Below are 15,958 nucleotides of genomic sequence, written 5' to 3' on the forward strand. Positions count from 1 at the left end.
TTTTCGTTAACCATTATCCCTAGGTCGCAGGCAATTAACCAGTCAAAGGCAACTCACCCGACAAAGGCAGTGCGCCCGATACACAGGTATCGGGCGCAGAAAAATGACGGGGCGGACTATTCAATCGCTTCAGTCGCGGGAGGAGCTCGTCGTCTCGTCAACCAGCTGCTCATGATCGGGCGCTTCCGCGTGACGCGGTTCCTCATCTTCATAGTAAGCGATATGCGCCTCATCGGGAGGCGGCGGGCCAACCAGTGGCTCGACCGTCTCCACATCCGGCACTGCGTCGGACAGGTCCTCGACATGCTCATGCTCGGTTGCGCCTTGCATCAGCTCCTCGGTTACCGCCAGCTCGGCGCCGGCCGAGGACATTGGCGTCGTTGGCGTGAACGGTGCCACCGGCAACGGCGCCGGACGCACGCTACGCCGCCAGGCGAAGAAGGCCACCATGCCGATGCTCATGGCTCCGAAGGCCCAGAACAGGCCCGCATCGCCCACCGCCGCCATGACCGGCGAAATCAGCGGCGGACTCACGGTGGAGCCGATGGCATTGATCAGCAGCAGGCCCTGGCTCATGCGCACCAGGGCACCTGCCGGGGCACGGTCTGCGGCATGGCCGACCGCGACCGGATAAAGCGCGAAGACGCCGCCACCGAGCAGGAAAAGCAGCCCCGCCATCACCCAGATATTCGGCGGCAACAGCAGCATGCCAGCCGATATCAGCGTACAGAAGGTGCCGATCAGGATCAGCACCATCTGGCGATCGTGGCGATCGGACCAGCGGCCGATGGGATACTGCAGAAGCATCGCCCCAAGGATCACCACCGCCATCATCTGGCCGATCTGATTGACCGTCAGGCCGATACGCTGCAGATAGAGCGGCAGCAGCGAATAGACGGCGGCCACCGCCAGCCCGGAGCCGAAGCTGCCCATGACCCCGGTAGGCGTCAGGGTGATCAGGCGTATCGGCGAGAGCGGCTCAGCATGCTCGATAAGGGGGGACACCCGCGGGATCATCGCCATGGGCAGCACCGACAGCGACGCCAGCATGCCGATCACCATGAAGGGAGCGGTGACACCCATGGCATCGGTCACACCCAGCAGCAGTTGGCCGAGGACACCGGCGGCATACAGCGAGATCATGTAGAGCGCCAGCAGCCGGCCACGAACCTTCTGGTCACCGGACGTGAGCAGCCAGCTCTCGATGACCAGGTAGACCCCCACGGTGGCCCAGCCGCCAATCAGGCGCAGCCCGAACCAGGAGATGGGGTCGAGCCACAGCCCCTGCAGCAGCACGGTGACCGCAACCAGCGAAGCAAAGGTGCCATAGGCGCGGATATGGCCAATTCGCAGCAGCAGCCGGTCGTTGAACATCGCCCCCAGCGCCAGGCCGATGAAATAGGCCGACGAGACCCAGCCGATGACCACCGGCGACTCGCCTGCGGCATCCAGGCGCAAGGTGATCAGCGTGGCCAGGAAGCCATTGCCGATCCCCAGAATGAAAAGCCCCAGCAGGGGCGCCAGGGCCATGGCCAGCAGTTGCCGCGACATGAAGGGCCTCTCGACAGCGGTGGAAGAAACAGGAATTAAGGCAACGATGGGAAACAGTGTGGCAGGACCTGCCGAGATTGCCCGCCACGCCTGGGTGCCACACAGAAGAAGCACCGCTGAGGCGGGATGACGCGGCGCAAATCATACGCCGCCGACACCATAAGTCAACGCCGAAATAGCCCCTGCAGGGCTGTATAACGGCGGCTTATCGAAACGTGACTACAGCCTCCATGAATCGTTGGGTCGGGAGTGCATTCACCATGGCTTGCGCTGCAACAGGGCCACATCCGAAGCAGGCAGCTCGAGGCGCATATCGAGATGATGGGCCAGCCATTCAAAGGTGGCGTCGCTGAAGAAAATCACATGGGTTGGGTCGAGAATATAGTGCCAACGGGGGAAGGTCTCCCACCTGGTGACCCGCTTGGTCATCAACCCCAACCAGCCAGCGGGCCGCAACATGCCAGCCAGCCGCTCGAGTTCAAGCCCCGGCTCGAAGAGGTGTTCCGCCACTTCAGTGGCAGTAATAAAATCGTACTGCCGCTCGAGCACCACCCTGTCAGCGGCATAGAAAGGATCGTAGATCGCCATGGGATGCCCCGCCTCCTCGAACATGACCGACAGCGTCGGGCCAGGGCCGGCACCGAAGTCGAGGCCTTGGGCAGCCGGTGCCAGCCGTTCGCGCAGCGGCGTGTAAAGCCGTGACAGGAACTGCCGGTAACCAGCGTCGTCGGGGCTGTTGCAATGCTGGTCATAGACTGCTTTCTCTGCCTCAGGAGCAAGGCGCTGATCAGGAGGCACGAAGACCAGCCAACAGTTGGTGCAACGGTGATAGTCACGCCGTGCATCCCGATGAAAATATGGCGTTTCGGCGGATGCACATAGCGGGCAGGTCAGCATCATCGTATCCTTCTGAGCTTGACGACTTGAGCATATAAAAAAACGATCACAACGAGGAGGCCGGCAATGCTGTCAGGTCTGGACCACCTGGTCATCACCGTGACCGATATTTCCCGCGCCGTGGACTTCTATTCCCGGGTTTTGGGGCTGGAGGTGCGCTACCGCGACCGTGAGCGCGTCGACCTGCTGCTCGGCGACGTTGCCCTGCGCCTGCACTGGACCGCCACCGACATCGAGCCCCGGGCCGCCACCCCAACGCCGGGGAGCCTCGACCTCTGCTTGCGCAGCCTGCTGCCGCTGGACGAAGTACAGCGACACCTGGAGGCACTGGATGTCGAGGTGGAGCTCGGCCCGGTCGACCGTCAGGGCGCCACCGGCCCCATCGAGTCGCTCTACCTGCGCGACCCGGACGGCAACCTGCTGGAGATCAGCCGTCCGCTGAAGACGGCCAGCGAATAGCCGCTCCACTGGTATTGTCTCATCTGGCCGGTATCATTGGTGTGACTGGCCAAGTCAGCAACACACCTCGCCATTCACTTGCTGGACGTTACATGACCGATAACCTGCAACCTGATGATAACCGTGACCACCGGGCCGTGACCGACCCGGGGTCGCCCGACACCACCATACCCATAGTCATCTATGCGCTGTTTCTTGCCGGCATCATCAGCGGCGGGCTGACGCAGCTGGTCGGTGTGGTGATCGCCTATGTCTACCGCGGCAAGGGGCCTCACTGGCTCGATGAGCATTATCGCTACCATATCCGCACCTTCTGGATGGCGATGCTCTACTTTGCGGTCTCCGGCCTGCTGACGCTGATCATGATCGGCTTCGTCACCTGGCTACTGGCGGTGATCTGGCTGGTGATTCGCTGCGTGAAAGGGCTCAAGAGCCTGCAGGAAAAGCGCGCGCCCGATAATGTGGATACCTGGCTGTTCTGACGCTCATGAGCGCATCACGACCCCGTTCCAGCGCCATCCAGGCGCGTCTTGCCACCACGCTGTGGCGCACCCTCGCCGGCCGTCGTCTCGCCAGCCTGTGGCGCCTTTCCCGGCTGATCGGTCCGCTGGTGTATCGCCTGAGCCGACGCGAGCGCGACGTCACCGAAATCAATCTCGCCCAGGTCTATCCCGACCAGAGCGCGGCAGCACGTCGTTGCCTGGCCCGGGACAGCCTGACGCACTCCACCGCCACCATGCTGGAGCTGGGCTTCGCCTGGATGGCCGACCCGAACCGGGTCGAGACCTCCATCGTCGAAGTCCATGGCCGGGAGCTGCTCGATGACGCCCGCGCCCAGGGGCGGGGCGTTATCGTGCTGGCGCCGCACTTCGGCAACTGGGAGGTGCTCAACTTCTGGCTCTCCAGCCACTTCCCCTTCACTGCCATGTACGAGCCACCCAAGGTCGAGGGACTCGACCCCGTGACGCGAGAGGGTCGTGAGCGCATGGGCGCCAAGCTGGTACCCACCAACCCACGCGGCGTGGCGGCATTGCTTAAGGCGCTCAAGCGCTGCGAAGCCATCGGCATCCTGCCCGACCAGGAGCCCAACTGGGGCAGCGGCGTCTTCGCCCCCTTCTACGGCCGCCTGGCCTATACCGCTACCCTGCTGCCCAAGCTGGTGGCCCGCACCGACGCGCGTGTCGTTACCGGCGTGGCGCGGCGCATTCCCGGCCGCGGCTTCGCCATCCACTTTCTGGCCGCCGACGAGCAGGTCTACTCTCCTGATGAAGAGCAATCGGCGACCGGTGTGAACGCCTGCGTCGAGGATGCCATCGCCCTGGACCCGGCCCAGTACCAGTGGGAGTACAAGCGCTACCGCAAGGTGATCGAGGAGCAGGAGGGGCATCCGGACCATGGCTCCTTCCGGCTTTACTGAGAGCTGCTGTCTTACCCTACCTGTGGTGCATAAGCCGCGCGGATATCGAGATCTGGGCCGTAAAAGATCCCGGCCACGCGGGCGGCTGACCGGCAGCTGCAGAGGAATTTTAGCATTCCCCCTTTCGCACAACTATTTTCCACCGACTAATAACTCATCAAAATACCATTCTTCACACAGTCCTTCATAATTCCACGCGTTGTAGCAGCAACGTCATTTGACAAGAACAGCTTCTTGCGCTCATTTTCAAGAAAGTCAGCCCCAAAATCTTTCGTCAAGTGGATAGAAGCATAAGTAAGCCCATCAAAATCTTCTCTACTAAAATACCACCCACCTACATAACCGCCTACTTCATAGTAACGAGAGAAAGCCCACTCCATTTTTTTAGAAATCTCGTGCATTTCATTTTCGCACTCGGCTGGAATATAATAACTTATCGCCACCTCCCCCACGTTAACTTGCAACCGCATAACAATCGACTCACCACTCTCACGAGATATATGATAGTACGCATCTATTTGGCCAGGGATATGATTGACCCGTATAGTAGTCTTGCTATTCCTCAATGCCTGCTCAATATCATTGCCATTTACCTTCTTGCTTTCCCACAGCTTAAACTCGCCTTCTGGAAAATCAATAAGCAAACAAGCCCTAGGAAAGGTTTCTAAAAAAAGCCGCTCCGCACGTTTCTGAAGATTTATCACATTGACATCTTTTTCAGAAAAGAAAACCACAATTGCTATCACAATACCTGAGGCCGCGACTTGACCAAGCGACATAGCAACCAATATCCAGTCTTGCCGATTTTCTTTACCAAGAAAATAGACAGAAACTCCTACAGCACTTATAAGAGCAAAAGCAAGAACACTTAAAGCAACAACCTTGACCCAGCTGGGGGCATAAATAAAATTCTTACTCTCCATGAACAAAAACCCCCTAATCAATATGTAAAAAAGCAATAATAAATGAGAAGACAAACAACTTCTCATCTCAAGGATTAACTATCACCACACAAACCAATTATATGCGAGAACAATTATAGAATAACGGATAGCATAATTTTTTACAAAACCATTAGCCAGATAATGGCGGCCTTCACTACCAGCTCCGGCAAATCCCACCATCGCCCACAGCGACTGGGGATGATACAGGGTCGGCATCGGCGACGACGAGGTGGACCTGATCTTTGAGCTGGATGCGTTCAGACAATAGCCGGTCCCAGACATTGGCGGACTGGCATCTTCGCCCTACCCTGCTAGACTGCCTGGACGCTTGACGGGGTGCCGGTGATTCCGGCTGAGATGGCGCAGGGAGCCCAAGGGTGACCTCAGCGCCGATCCCGTGGAACCTGATCCGGGTGAGCAGGGCCGCTGGCCCCGCATGAACCGGCGTAGGGAATCAGGCGAAGGGGTTTGATGACACGTCTCTCTGCGCTCCCCTTCTCTCACGATCTCCCCTGCCCGACTTCAGCCTCGCTCCGGATCCTCGATCACCCGGAGGCTAGATGGGCTACCGCTTTACCGACCTCACCGCCGCCTGCCAGGACGACTGGCGCGCCTATACCGAGCACGACTTCGTGCGCAGCCTCGGGGCCGGTACCCTGGCCGAAGACGCTTTCCGCCACTACCTGCAGCAGGACTACCTGTTCCTGATCCACTTCGCCCGGGCCTATGCCCTGGCCGCCTACAAGAGCCGCACCCTGGCCGACCTGCGTCAGGCCCATGAAGGCTTGAAGGCCATCGTCGACGTGGAGCTGGGCCTGCACGTGGGCTACTGCCGCGAGTGGAACATCAGCGAGGAGGCGCTCGCCAGCCTGCCCGAGGCCCGGGCCACCATGGCCTATACCCGCTATGTGCTGGATACCGGCAATCGCGGCGACCTGCTCGACCTGCACGCCTTACCCATGGCGCCCTGCCCCTGCCCGAAGCGAGCAACGCATGACTCTATCGATGGGAGCAGCCTCCGGCCCCGCCCAGCGCGCCCGACGCACCTGGAACATCGACCAGTGGGGCAGCCCTTTATTGGCCTGACAATTGGTTTGAGAGGCCTTCAGGTCGATGCTGATGATGTCGATACCCTCAGGGTGGGTATTGCGAGCATGATAAACGGCGCCGCTATTGCCTTTTTGACATCAGTATGGGGATTACGAAACAAGGGGCGCTTGACCGGTTAAGTGAGCTACGCTCGCGAATTCCGTCTATTATACAGGAGGGACAGGAATCGACTGATTACTTCCGTTGGCGGAAGGATGCGGAAGCCGCACTAGTTAACTTCTTTTCCCTGTCTGAGGGCAAGCGACACCTGACCGAATTCAAAGACATTCATTCGCAACTGCCCCCGCGGCACGTACAGTCGCTTGATCTCGGCGTCGGGTGGAAGACCTTCGATAAGGCGATGGAGCTGTCCTCGGAGTACTTTAAGTCGGTCGAGCAAGAAATCCAGGATTACTATGAAGACGAGGCAGGCACGCCTCGTGCTAGTGTCGAGGAGTCAGCTCCTGGCAACGTGTTCATTGTGCACGGCCGCGATCAAGCGCTCAAAGAGGCTGTGGCGCGCTTTGTCGCGAAAATAGGCCTGAATCCCATCATCCTGCATGAGCAAACCAACGAGGGGCGAACCCTTATCGAGAAATTCGAGGCGAATGCCTCAGCCGATTTTGCGATCGCTTTGTTCACGCCCGATGACGTAGGCGGGCTGAAGAGCGACACGCCGAGCCTCTCTAACCGCGCTCGTCAGAATGTTCTGTTCGAATTTGGCTACTTCCTTGGCCGACTGGGGCGGAGGCATGCCTGCGCACTAGTGCAAGGAGAAATAGAGCTGCCTTCAGACTATTCGGGAGTCGTGTTCATTCCAGTCGACTCCGCCGGCCATTGGAAGTTCGAGCTTCTTCGCGAGCTAAAGGCGGCTGGGTTTTCCATAGATGCTAACCGGGCTTTGTAGGCGTTTGCCTAACTCAAAGTTGGAGTCGACGGCTCCGTCTTTGGCGAAACCGCGGCTCAACCCGAGCGTTATGTAGATATGGAGTTTTAAATGAACGTCATAGATGTAAGGGCCTTCGAAAGCGATTTTGTAATCTACTTTGGCGGAGAGCCGAAGCGGATTAATGCCTATACGCTAGCCTCATCTTTGGTCTCGATCGCTGACGCCGTTAAAGCGGCTAATACCCTGATTAATCCAGGGTATGATGTTGAAGTCGTTGTCGAGGCATTTGGGGAAGGGAGTTTTAAAGCAAAGGTTCGAACACTATATAGCGGCGCGTCGAACCTTTTTTCAGCTGAAAATCTAAAGACTATAACTCTTAGCGTAGTAGCCGCTTACGTATATCAGCAAACCTTGTCCCCGGACCAAGAAATTAACGTCGTCGTCAATACTGCCGAAGTGATTGTTGAGCAGGGAGACAACAAGATCATCGTGCCCCGTGATGTCCATGATTGTGTTAAGGAAGTCGAAAAGTCCGAAAAATTTACTCAGAGTATTGGCAAGACTTTTGAGGCGGTAGAGAAAGATAAAAATATCGAGAGCATGGGATTCATGCCTAGCTTCGATGATGAGATACCGATTATATTGATACCCAGAGCTCGGTTTGGGCTCATTTCAGCCCCCCCAGAGGTCGAAGACAATCAGCGAGAAGTGCTGGAAGTTGCAGACTTGCATATTTTACGAGCAATTTTGGAGCGTGGGAAGAGAAAGTGGGAGTTCGTTTGGAGAGGGATAAAAATATCCGCACCTGTTCTAGATCAGCAATTCTTCGATGATTTCTTTGCGCATAAGATAATGATCGCTCCTGGTGACTCGATCGAAGTTAGATTAAGAATATATCAGTCGCGCGACCAAGATACCGGCATCTTTACAAATAACAGATATGAGGTCGTCGAGGTATTGCGCCACATCCCGCGGATGAAGCAGGTTGCCTTGCATGATTAGCCACATAACACGGCGCTCCACCCGACCGAGTGCCGCCTAGCGGCCCGCGTCGCATCTTTTGGAATTTAAGTTAATAAAACCTTTCAGAATTTAGGGCTATGATGAATATCGATTATGACTTAACTGAAATAAACAGAACTATTTTCAATTGTATATCTAGGGCTTGTATAGGGGCTGAGCCGTTAGAAGCCCTAATTGTTGAGGGTTCTTTTATTCCAAAAGAAAGCTTGCTATGGGACTACAAAGAAAGTATTAGCTCAGAATCACTTGCTTTAGCCAAGACAGTGCTGCAAATTGTAAGCTTTCATAATACCTGTGGAGGATATCTTGTCTACGGCGTTAAAGAAATTGAGAAAGATAAGGAATTTTCTCCAGCGAATTTAGACTTTTCACAAGTTGATCCAGCCCAATTAAGAAACAAGATAAAGCACTTTACGGGCCGATCGATTGATATCACTTTTAAAGAAGTTAATTACTCTCTGAAGGGGGAGGGGTATAATGCAGGTGTAATATTTATTCCCAAGAGAGAGAAAACATCAAGCCCCGTCTCTTTTATAAAAAATGGACCTGAGAAGAGGCCAGGAAAGCCTCTGTTTTGTCCCGATGAAACTTATTTTAGGCATTTGGATGAGTGCGTTAAGGCTACAACAGCTAGCGATTGGCAAACACTTTTTTCTTCAAGAGAATTCAATCCATCCTATGGCCTAAATAATAAATTAGAGGAAAGCGACCTACTCCAAGTAACACACAACTTGCCGGATAAGAATTTAATTTGTGCAACCTTTGTAGGTCGTGATAGTTTGCTTTCGAGATTGTGGGAATGGCTTTCTGATGATTTGGAATATACAAAAATTCTTTCTGGAGATGGAGGAAAAGGAAAGACATCAATAGCATACCAGTTTTGTCGAACCTTCATCCAATCTTCACCTTCGGGGTATGAAAGGGTCGTTTGGTTATCTGCAAAAGAAAAACAGTTTTCTGGTATTCATAATGAATATTTTGAGTTACAAGAGTCTGATTTTAACAGTTGCCATAGTTTCTTGCTTCTTTTAATAGAAAACTGTGCGATGGCTGTGGAAGAGTACGAAGATGTTTCCACAAAGCAACTAAAGAGAGATTTAAAAGATTCGTTACCGCTATTTCCTTCTATTTACGTAGTGGATGATATTGATTCCTTGGAAGAGGATGAGCAAAGAAAAGTAGTTGATGCTTGTCGTCAGTTAGGATCTAGCAATACGAGATACCTTATAACAACAAGAAAAAAATTGGCATATTCTTCGGATCTATGTATAGATGTTCCTGGGTTTCCAATAGATGATTTTACCTTATATGTAGATTCTCTAGTTAGTAGATACTCGCTAGCAAGTATCAAGAAGGGTGATGTCGCTAGTCTTCATAAAACCTGCGACGGCTCCCCCCTCTTGGCGGCCTCAATACTTCGTCTATACAAACAAGGAGTGCCATTTTCTCAAGCTATAAGGGAGTGGAAAGGAGAAGCTGGTGAAGATGCTCGTAGCGCGGCTTTAAAAAGAGAAATAACTTCGCTGACGCCTGAATCTAAAAGAGTTCTATTGGCAATATTTTATTTTGTAAACTGCTCTTTTACCGAGCTTAAGCAATCTGTGGGAATCGAGAGGATTAAACTAATCGACTGCCTTGAGGAATTACAGTCATTATTTTTGGTTAACGAGCCAAAGTTGATTGATAGTGAGGATCGATATTCTATTTCCAATACGACAGCGCTGATAATATCTGAAATACAGAAAGAGATGGCATTCGATCATAGAAAGTTGAGTACAACTATAAAATCTATGAAAGAAGGACCATCTGTCAAAAAGATTGGAAACACTCGAAAAGTTGGCATAGCTATAAATCAGTCCCTAGCCTTGATAAGGGATGGAAGAATTCCTGAGGCCATTGAGACCGTAGATCAACAGTTGCGATTCTTAAGCGAAAATCCTGATCTCCTCCTTATGAAAGCTCGGTGTATTTCAAGGCTTGACAGTCCAGACTATACAAAAGTAAGAGAATTGTTGCGCCGATCTTATGGCAAGGGACAACGAAAAGAGTTGTTGTTTGATTTATGGTTCAAAACCGAATCTAGCTTGAATTCATCTAATGGAATAATCGAAGTTTCCCAGTTGGCGATTAAAATACAAGATTTTGACAAAACAAAATGGCTTGAAAGGCTAGCTACAGGGCTTGTCTTAAGGTCGAAACATAGAGATGTGATTTCAGGGCTGCAAGACTTAATGGATGCGAGTCTTGCATTAACAAAGTCACTAAACTATCTGGATCGAACATCGAAGGAAATTAGAATTGAGGAGCTAAATAGCTTGCACAACATAATATGGAATAAGCTAGAATTATCTAATAATCACAGTTGGCTAACTTGTTTCGACATGATTCTCGACCTGTTAAAGCGGGGAGATGTTCGAACGAAAATGTTTATTAATGCGAGCAGGTGCTTGGCTGAGACTAGAGCCGAAGGAATACAAACTGAGAAAAAGAAAAATGCATACAACCGCTGCGTTGATAGATTTCTTGAGCTATTAGATGATAGGCCAGAGAAAGATAAGCATGACAGACCGTTTTCTAATATTAGGGATGAGCTTTGTGAAATTTAATTTCGTGCCCCCCCTTTCTCATAACAAACCAAAGCACTCGGACACAGCATACCTGTGCCAGTGTTTGAGGCATTAGTCTCAACCCAGCGAACGCCATGTCCACCAGACGCTTTGCAAAGATATTACATTTTTAATGTGATACCGCCAAGGACCCCACCAGTGATCATCCCCCAAGACGGGCGCTTGCGGCTGGATCGTGAGCGCTTGAAGCAGCATCGCAAGCGGTTGGGCCTGAGTCAGGAGGCGCTGGCCGAGTACTGTTTTGATCGGCGTTTGTGCCTCTCCATCGCTTCCATCAAGCGGGCGGAGAGTGGCAAGGCGGTGCTGTATCGTACCGCGCGCCATCTTGCTGAGATCTACGGCGTTGAGGTCGAGGCGCTGTCGGTGGAGGCCGAGGAGGCTTCCTCCGTGTCCGCCGCCGATGTGGAGGAGATGGAGAGCGCCCGCGTGCTGATCCAGCTCCATGCCATGGGGGCCGATCCGTCGGCGCTGGCGAGCTGTGTTCAGCATTTCGGCGGTAGCCTGGCGGAAGAGGGAACAGCCCTGTTCGGGCTGCCCCGGGCGTACCGAAGCGATGCGCAGCGTGGCTTGTTGTGCGCCGCTACCCTGATGGAGCAGGGCGTGGCCCGCAGCGTTTACCTTCAGGCCGGGCACTGGCCGACGACGACTCCTCCTGCGATAGCGAACGATGCGAGCGGCGTCTGGGTCGAGCGCGGCGTGGCGGTGCAGTTGGCGGAGCGCTTCGTCTTCGACGATGAAGGCGGGGAGTGGCTGCGCTATCGCCATCTCCGGGACGAGGCACATGAGGCCCGCTTCGATCTGGTGGGGCGCCGGGTGGAGCTGGGGCAGCTGCAGGCCATCCTGGAGAGTACCCGGGCCTACCAGGCTGGCCATCTGGTCTATATCCGCGGCGTGGCCGGCATCGGCAAGACGCGCCTCAGCGCCGAGTTTGCCGAAATGGCCGCGGCCCATGCCGATCACCACCAGGCCGAGGTGCTGGACTTCGGTACCCGCGCCGATGAAGGCCCGCTGATGCAGCTCACGCGCTCGCTGCTGCAAACCTCCGGCGAGGGGCAGGGTGAGGTGAAAGGGGAGGGATTTGACGAGGCACAACTGCTCGCCCGCCTCTCCGCACTTCGCCTGCCGGTGGATCATGCCATGCTGCTGCGTCCGCTGCTGGGGTTGCCCCAGCCGGAGGAGGCGCAGTCTCTCTATGCGGCCATGACTCCCGCGACTCGCAGCCAGCGCCTGGTACAGGCGCTGCGCGACGTGCTCCTGGCGCGCTCCATCCATCGCCCCCAACTGCTGGTGGTGGAGGACCTGCACTGGGCCGACGAGGCGCTGTTGGCCACTCTCACCGGGCTGCTGCAGAAGACCCAGGATGCACCGGTGATCTGGCTGTTTACCTCGCGTCTGGAGCAGGACCCGCTGGAGAGCCGACTGCGGCCGCAGCTGCCCGAGCTGCCCCTCACCCTGATCGAGCTGCCGCCGCTTCGCGCCCAGGAGGCCGAGGCTCTGGTAGCCAGCTTCGGCACGGTACCCGCCGAGCATGCTGCCCGCTGCGTGACACAGGCTCAGGGCAACCCGCTGTTCCTGACCCAACTGCTGCTGTTTCACCCCCACCGCAGCCTGCCGGCCAGCCTCGCCAATCTGGTACAGACCAAGCTGGACCAGCTCACCGACCTGGATCGCCGGGCCATGTGCATCGCCGCCGTGATGGGGCAGCGCTTCTCCCTGGCGTCGCTGCAGGAGGTGCTGGGCCAGGCCGATTACCAGCCCGAACTGCCCCAGCGCTACAGCCTGGTTCGCCCGCTGGAAGAGGGCAGCTACCGCTTCGTGCACGACCTGATCCTGCAAGGGATCTACGAAGGCATTCCCAAGATTCAGCGCGACCGCCTGCACCTGCGCTTGGCCGAACTCTACGGCGACGCGGAGCCGGGGCTGCGGGCGCGCCACCTTCATCGCGCGCGCTCCCTGGAAGCGCCAAGTGCCTTCCTGCAGGCGGTAGCGGCGGAAATGGCCCGCTACCGGCACGAGGAAGCCCTGGCCCTGCTGAAGCAGTGCCGCTCCATCGATTATGCGCCGAAGGATGAGTACCGCCTGATGCTGTTGCAGGGCCAGGTGGCGATGGCCACCGGGCACATCCAGGCGGCGCGGGAGCACTTCGAGGCGGCCCGTGTGTTCGCCCGGGAGGAGCGTCAGCGCATTACCGCCGATCTCTGGCTGGCCCGGGTGCTGAATATGCTGGATGCGTTGGAGGCGGAGGAGGCGATACTGGATGGCCTGCTGCCCCTGGCCGAGGCGCTGGAGAACCCCTTGCCCCTGGCCGAGGCGCTCTATCTCAAGGGCAACCTCTATTTCCCCCGGGGCGATTTCGCCACCAGCCGGGCCTACCACACCCGCGCCCTGGAGCAGGCCCGCAGTGGCGGCGACGTGCGCACCGAGATCCAGGCCCTGAGCGGGCTTGGCGATGCGCACTATGCCGAGGGGCAGATGCGAAGCACCCTCGAGATGTTCGACCACTGCGTAACGCTCTGCCGTACCCATGGCCACGCCGACCTTGAAGCCTCCAACCTGTTCATGCTGGGTACGGCACGGATCTATGCCAACGAGACCGACCAGGCCCTCGCCGACTGCTTCGATGCCGCTGAGCTGGGCAAGCGGGTCGGCAATCGGCGCGCCGAGGTGGTGGCAAGGCTCACGGCGGGGTGGATTCTAATTTCCCAGGGCGATCCCCAGGCGGCCGACGAGCAAGTCGAACAGGCGCTGACGGTGGCACGCGGCCTGGGTTCGGGGCGCTTCGAGGCCTTCCTGCTGGAGAGCCGTGCCCGGGTCGAGCTGATGACCGGGCGGCTGGTCGAGGCCCGAGCCAGCATCGAGCGGGCCTGGCAGCTGGTGGAACAGCATGGGCTGAAGGCTTTTATCGGCCCTTGGGTGCTGGGCACCCGGGCGCTGCTGGAAGAGGCGCCCGAGACACGCCTGGCGACTCTGAAACAAGGCGAAGCGCTGCTGGATGCCGGCTGCGTGGGGCACAACGGCTATCGCTTTCTGATTGCCGCGGCGGAGGTCAGTCTGCTCGACCGGCGGCCCGACGCGGCGCGCCACTATGCCCAGCGCCTTACACGGCTGATGGCGGCTGAACCCTGCGCCTGGGGTGAGTACCACCGGGCCCTGATCGAGGCACATGCCGACTGGCTGGAAAGCGGCCGCGGGCAGGAAAAGAAGAGCGACGAGGCGAGCGCCCTGGAAGCCCTACGGGTGTGCTGGCACCGGGGCGAAGCCGCTGGCCTGCTGATGACTCTGCCTTGCCTTGCTGCCAGGCGGTGCTAGCCGCAAGGGGTTAGTACGACGCTCAGGTGCCGCCAGCAGCAGGGCGACGAGGTGCGCCGATTGCTCCAGGCACTGCTCCTGCAGGCCGGCACCGCGTGTCCAGCCCCCGGCAAACAGCAATGGGCAACCATCCTGATGACCCTCGAAGCGCCGCCGGGTGGTGGTCTGGTTATAGTGCTCGATCTCCGCTTGCGCCTCCAGGCAGTTGGCATCCAGCACGTTGTGCTTGAACAGGGTCCAGGCCTTGGCCTCCAGGGTGGGGTCCAGCGGCGGCAGCCGGTCTCGGTAGCCGGCCTCGCCGGGGTCGGTGGCCGCCAGCGTTGCGGGTGCGTCCAGCGGAGAGGACTGCCGCTCGAGCATCTCGCTGCGGGGAATCCGGTTGAGATCGTCCACCAGGGAGACGAAGAACTGCGGCAGGCCGGCCTGATTGTAGGCAGGGTTCTCGGCATCGTTTTGGTGGCGGTTCGCCACGTAGTCGATACGGTAGGGGAAGAAGGTGTCTTCCGGGTTGCGCACCTCGATGTTGTAGGTCCGCCACAGGTTGCGATTGGCCGGCAGTCGGCCGGCGGCGGTGTGGCAGACGCTGAAGCTGCGGGTGTAGCGCACCTTGCCGAGGATGTGCTGCAGCGCCCGCTGGGTGTCGCTCAGGCTGTCGCCGAACGTCAGCAGCGGCAGGGCGTCTTCGGCATGGGTGGCCATGATCAGCAGGTCGGCTTCCCAGCGGCGTTCACCGGGATCACGCTCCGTCAGCGTCACGCCCTGGGTCGAGAGGCTTGCCTCTACCTCGATGCCGCGCAGGATCTCAACGCGGGGACCCGGCGTATTCGGGCTGGTGATGTGCGCGGCCAGGGCCTCCAGCCAGTGCTGGGCACCGTGCTCGAAGTAGCGGCGGTCCGGGGGCGAGCCGCCCTCCTGAATGCGGTAATACTCGAAGGGGGCCTGGAGCGGCATACCGCCTGGGCCGCGGTCGTCGGCAAAATACATGGCCGAGATGCGGGGGTAGTAGATGGTCTGTCGGATACGCTCCAGCCGCACCGGAAGCTCGGGGTCCTGCCAGTCGATGGTAACGCTCAAACGCTCGGCCGCCGCGGCCAGCATATCGGCGGGGACGGCGATACAGGCGTCGAAGAAGTCATCCACCGTATAACGCGGCGTAATGCGGCGATTCTCCACCAGGTCGATGGCGCTTTGGTGGACCACAGGGATCAGCAGCGCCAGCTGGCCTCCATCGACCTTGCTCAACTCGTGGTTCGGGTCGCTGACGCCGCGGAACAGGTCCTTGTCATCGGTCAGGGCGATGCTCCCGTCACGGCTGAAATAGCTCTCGGTGTTCTCCAGGGGCTTCATGCGCTCCAGCTCGCCGATCTCGCTGAGTATCGTGCGCAGCCGGTGGTAGGTGGCCAGGTTGACGTCATTGACCCCCAGGTCGGCCCAGCGGCGATAGGGCGAGTCGGGCTTTCCGGGATGGCGCCGACAGCCCAGGTCGACCCACACCGTCTCGGCGTTGCCGCCCAGGGTGGTCTTGCGCTCGAAGATGGTGACCTCGAGCTGCCGAGCCGCCTCGCTGCCGAACGTTTCCCTGCCGAACCTTTGCAGGTAGTAGGCCAGCGACAGGCCGGAGACCCCGCCGCCGATGATGGCGACTCGCAGCGGTGCATGGTCCATGGTGGTGCCCCCAGGAAATTGTTTCCCCAAGAATCCATCAAGAGCACGTCGCAACCAAGGGCCTAAGGTGAGCTGATACCGAAGTGAT

The 15,958-nt window shown here is 57.4% G+C and carries 12 protein-coding genes and 1 riboswitch; of the genes, 8 read left to right on the top strand and 4 right to left on the bottom strand.

What is annotated here, in order from left to right:
- Positions 1 to 129 precede the first annotated feature (129 nt).
- Positions 130 to 1,551: an MFS transporter gene (locus LOKO_RS12490; RefSeq protein ID WP_066449749.1), complete on the bottom strand. Its 1,422-nt coding sequence runs from the start codon at positions 1,549 to 1,551 to the stop codon at positions 130 to 132.
- A 255-nt stretch (positions 1,552 to 1,806) separates the two neighbouring features.
- Positions 1,807 to 2,451, bottom strand: a complete 645-nt coding sequence (locus LOKO_RS12495) for a class I SAM-dependent methyltransferase (protein WP_066449751.1) — start codon at positions 2,449 to 2,451, stop codon at positions 1,807 to 1,809.
- Positions 2,452 to 2,514: 63 nt separating this feature from the next.
- On the opposite strand from LOKO_RS12495, the gene LOKO_RS12500 reads away from it, so the two are divergent.
- The 3 genes from LOKO_RS12500 to LOKO_RS12510 all read left to right on the top strand — a co-directional run bounded on the left by LOKO_RS12500 (position 2,515) and on the right by LOKO_RS12510 (position 4,324).
- The gene (locus tag LOKO_RS12500) at positions 2,515 to 2,907 is read left to right on the top strand and encodes a VOC family protein (RefSeq protein WP_043510182.1); all 393 of its coding nucleotides are present in this window, start codon (positions 2,515 to 2,517) and stop codon (positions 2,905 to 2,907) included.
- 92 nt (positions 2,908 to 2,999) lie between these two features.
- Positions 3,000 to 3,389: a DUF4870 family protein gene (locus LOKO_RS12505; protein ID WP_066449757.1), complete on the top strand. Its 390-nt coding sequence runs from the start codon at positions 3,000 to 3,002 to the stop codon at positions 3,387 to 3,389.
- Positions 3,390 to 3,394: 5 nt separating this feature from the next.
- Positions 3,395 to 4,324 (top strand): lysophospholipid acyltransferase family protein, encoded by a 930-nt coding sequence (locus LOKO_RS12510; RefSeq protein WP_066449760.1) that lies wholly within the window; start codon positions 3,395 to 3,397, stop codon positions 4,322 to 4,324.
- Between the two features lie 146 nt (positions 4,325 to 4,470).
- Here the strand turns inward: LOKO_RS12510 and LOKO_RS12515 are convergent, their stop codons facing one another.
- Positions 4,471 to 5,247: a hypothetical protein gene (locus LOKO_RS12515; RefSeq protein WP_144439662.1), complete on the bottom strand. Its 777-nt coding sequence runs from the start codon at positions 5,245 to 5,247 to the stop codon at positions 4,471 to 4,473.
- Positions 5,248 to 5,590: 343 nt separating this feature from the next.
- A riboswitch (TPP riboswitch) is annotated at positions 5,591 to 5,739 on the top strand.
- Between the two features lie 89 nt (positions 5,740 to 5,828).
- Here LOKO_RS12515 and LOKO_RS20260 point away from each other — a divergent pair.
- The 5 genes from LOKO_RS20260 to LOKO_RS12535 all read left to right on the top strand — a co-directional run bounded on the left by LOKO_RS20260 (position 5,829) and on the right by LOKO_RS12535 (position 14,205).
- On the top strand, positions 5,829 to 6,497 hold the full coding sequence (locus LOKO_RS20260) for a TenA family protein (RefSeq protein WP_235588862.1): 669 nt from the start codon (positions 5,829 to 5,831) through the stop codon (positions 6,495 to 6,497).
- Positions 6,461 to 7,264: a TIR domain-containing protein gene (locus LOKO_RS12525; protein ID WP_066449765.1), complete on the top strand. Its 804-nt coding sequence runs from the start codon at positions 6,461 to 6,463 to the stop codon at positions 7,262 to 7,264. The genes LOKO_RS20260 and LOKO_RS12525 overlap by 37 nt, the downstream gene beginning before the upstream one ends.
- 90 nt (positions 7,265 to 7,354) lie before the next feature.
- Positions 7,355 to 8,248, top strand: coding sequence for an LAPAL motif-containing putative phage structural protein (locus LOKO_RS12530; RefSeq protein ID WP_066449767.1), 894 nt, complete (start codon positions 7,355 to 7,357; stop codon positions 8,246 to 8,248).
- 98 nt (positions 8,249 to 8,346) lie between these two features.
- Positions 8,347 to 10,875: an AlbA family DNA-binding domain-containing protein gene (locus LOKO_RS18925; protein WP_083517576.1), complete on the top strand. Its 2,529-nt coding sequence runs from the start codon at positions 8,347 to 8,349 to the stop codon at positions 10,873 to 10,875.
- 159 nt (positions 10,876 to 11,034) lie between these two features.
- The gene (locus LOKO_RS12535) at positions 11,035 to 14,205 is read left to right on the top strand and encodes an ATP-binding protein (protein ID WP_066449768.1); all 3,171 of its coding nucleotides are present in this window, start codon (positions 11,035 to 11,037) and stop codon (positions 14,203 to 14,205) included.
- Here the strand turns inward: LOKO_RS12535 and LOKO_RS12540 are convergent.
- Entirely contained in the window at positions 14,128 to 15,870 is a 1,743-nt protein-coding gene (locus tag LOKO_RS12540; RefSeq protein ID WP_066449771.1) for an FAD-dependent oxidoreductase, read from the bottom strand. The genes LOKO_RS12535 and LOKO_RS12540 overlap by 78 nt on opposite strands.
- Between the last annotated feature and the right edge of the window lie 88 nt (positions 15,871 to 15,958).

This window comes from Halomonas chromatireducens (assembly GCF_001545155.1).
Lineage (GTDB): Bacteria > Pseudomonadota > Gammaproteobacteria > Pseudomonadales > Halomonadaceae > Halomonas > Halomonas chromatireducens.

Excerpts from the sequence above, each read along its gene's own strand:
- LOKO_RS12490 (WP_066449749.1), bottom strand. The coding sequence starts at position 1,551 with ATGTCGCGGCAACTGCTGGCCATGGCCCTGGCGCCCCTGCTGGGGCTT.
- LOKO_RS12495 (WP_066449751.1), bottom strand. The coding sequence starts at position 2,451 with ATGATGCTGACCTGCCCGCTATGTGCATCCGCCGAAACGCCATATTTT.
- LOKO_RS12500 (WP_043510182.1), top strand. The coding sequence starts at position 2,515 with ATGCTGTCAGGTCTGGACCACCTGGTCATCACCGTGACCGATATTTCC.
- LOKO_RS12505 (WP_066449757.1), top strand. The coding sequence starts at position 3,000 with ATGACCGATAACCTGCAACCTGATGATAACCGTGACCACCGGGCCGTG.
- LOKO_RS12510 (WP_066449760.1), top strand. The coding sequence starts at position 3,395 with ATGAGCGCATCACGACCCCGTTCCAGCGCCATCCAGGCGCGTCTTGCC.
- LOKO_RS12515 (WP_144439662.1), bottom strand. The coding sequence starts at position 5,247 with ATGGAGAGTAAGAATTTTATTTATGCCCCCAGCTGGGTCAAGGTTGTT.
- LOKO_RS20260 (WP_235588862.1), top strand. The coding sequence starts at position 5,829 with ATGGGCTACCGCTTTACCGACCTCACCGCCGCCTGCCAGGACGACTGG.
- LOKO_RS12525 (WP_066449765.1), top strand. The coding sequence starts at position 6,461 with ATGGGGATTACGAAACAAGGGGCGCTTGACCGGTTAAGTGAGCTACGC.
- LOKO_RS12530 (WP_066449767.1), top strand. The coding sequence starts at position 7,355 with ATGAACGTCATAGATGTAAGGGCCTTCGAAAGCGATTTTGTAATCTAC.
- LOKO_RS18925 (WP_083517576.1), top strand. The coding sequence starts at position 8,347 with ATGATGAATATCGATTATGACTTAACTGAAATAAACAGAACTATTTTC.
- LOKO_RS12540 (WP_066449771.1), bottom strand. The coding sequence starts at position 15,870 with ATGGACCATGCACCGCTGCGAGTCGCCATCATCGGCGGCGGGGTCTCC.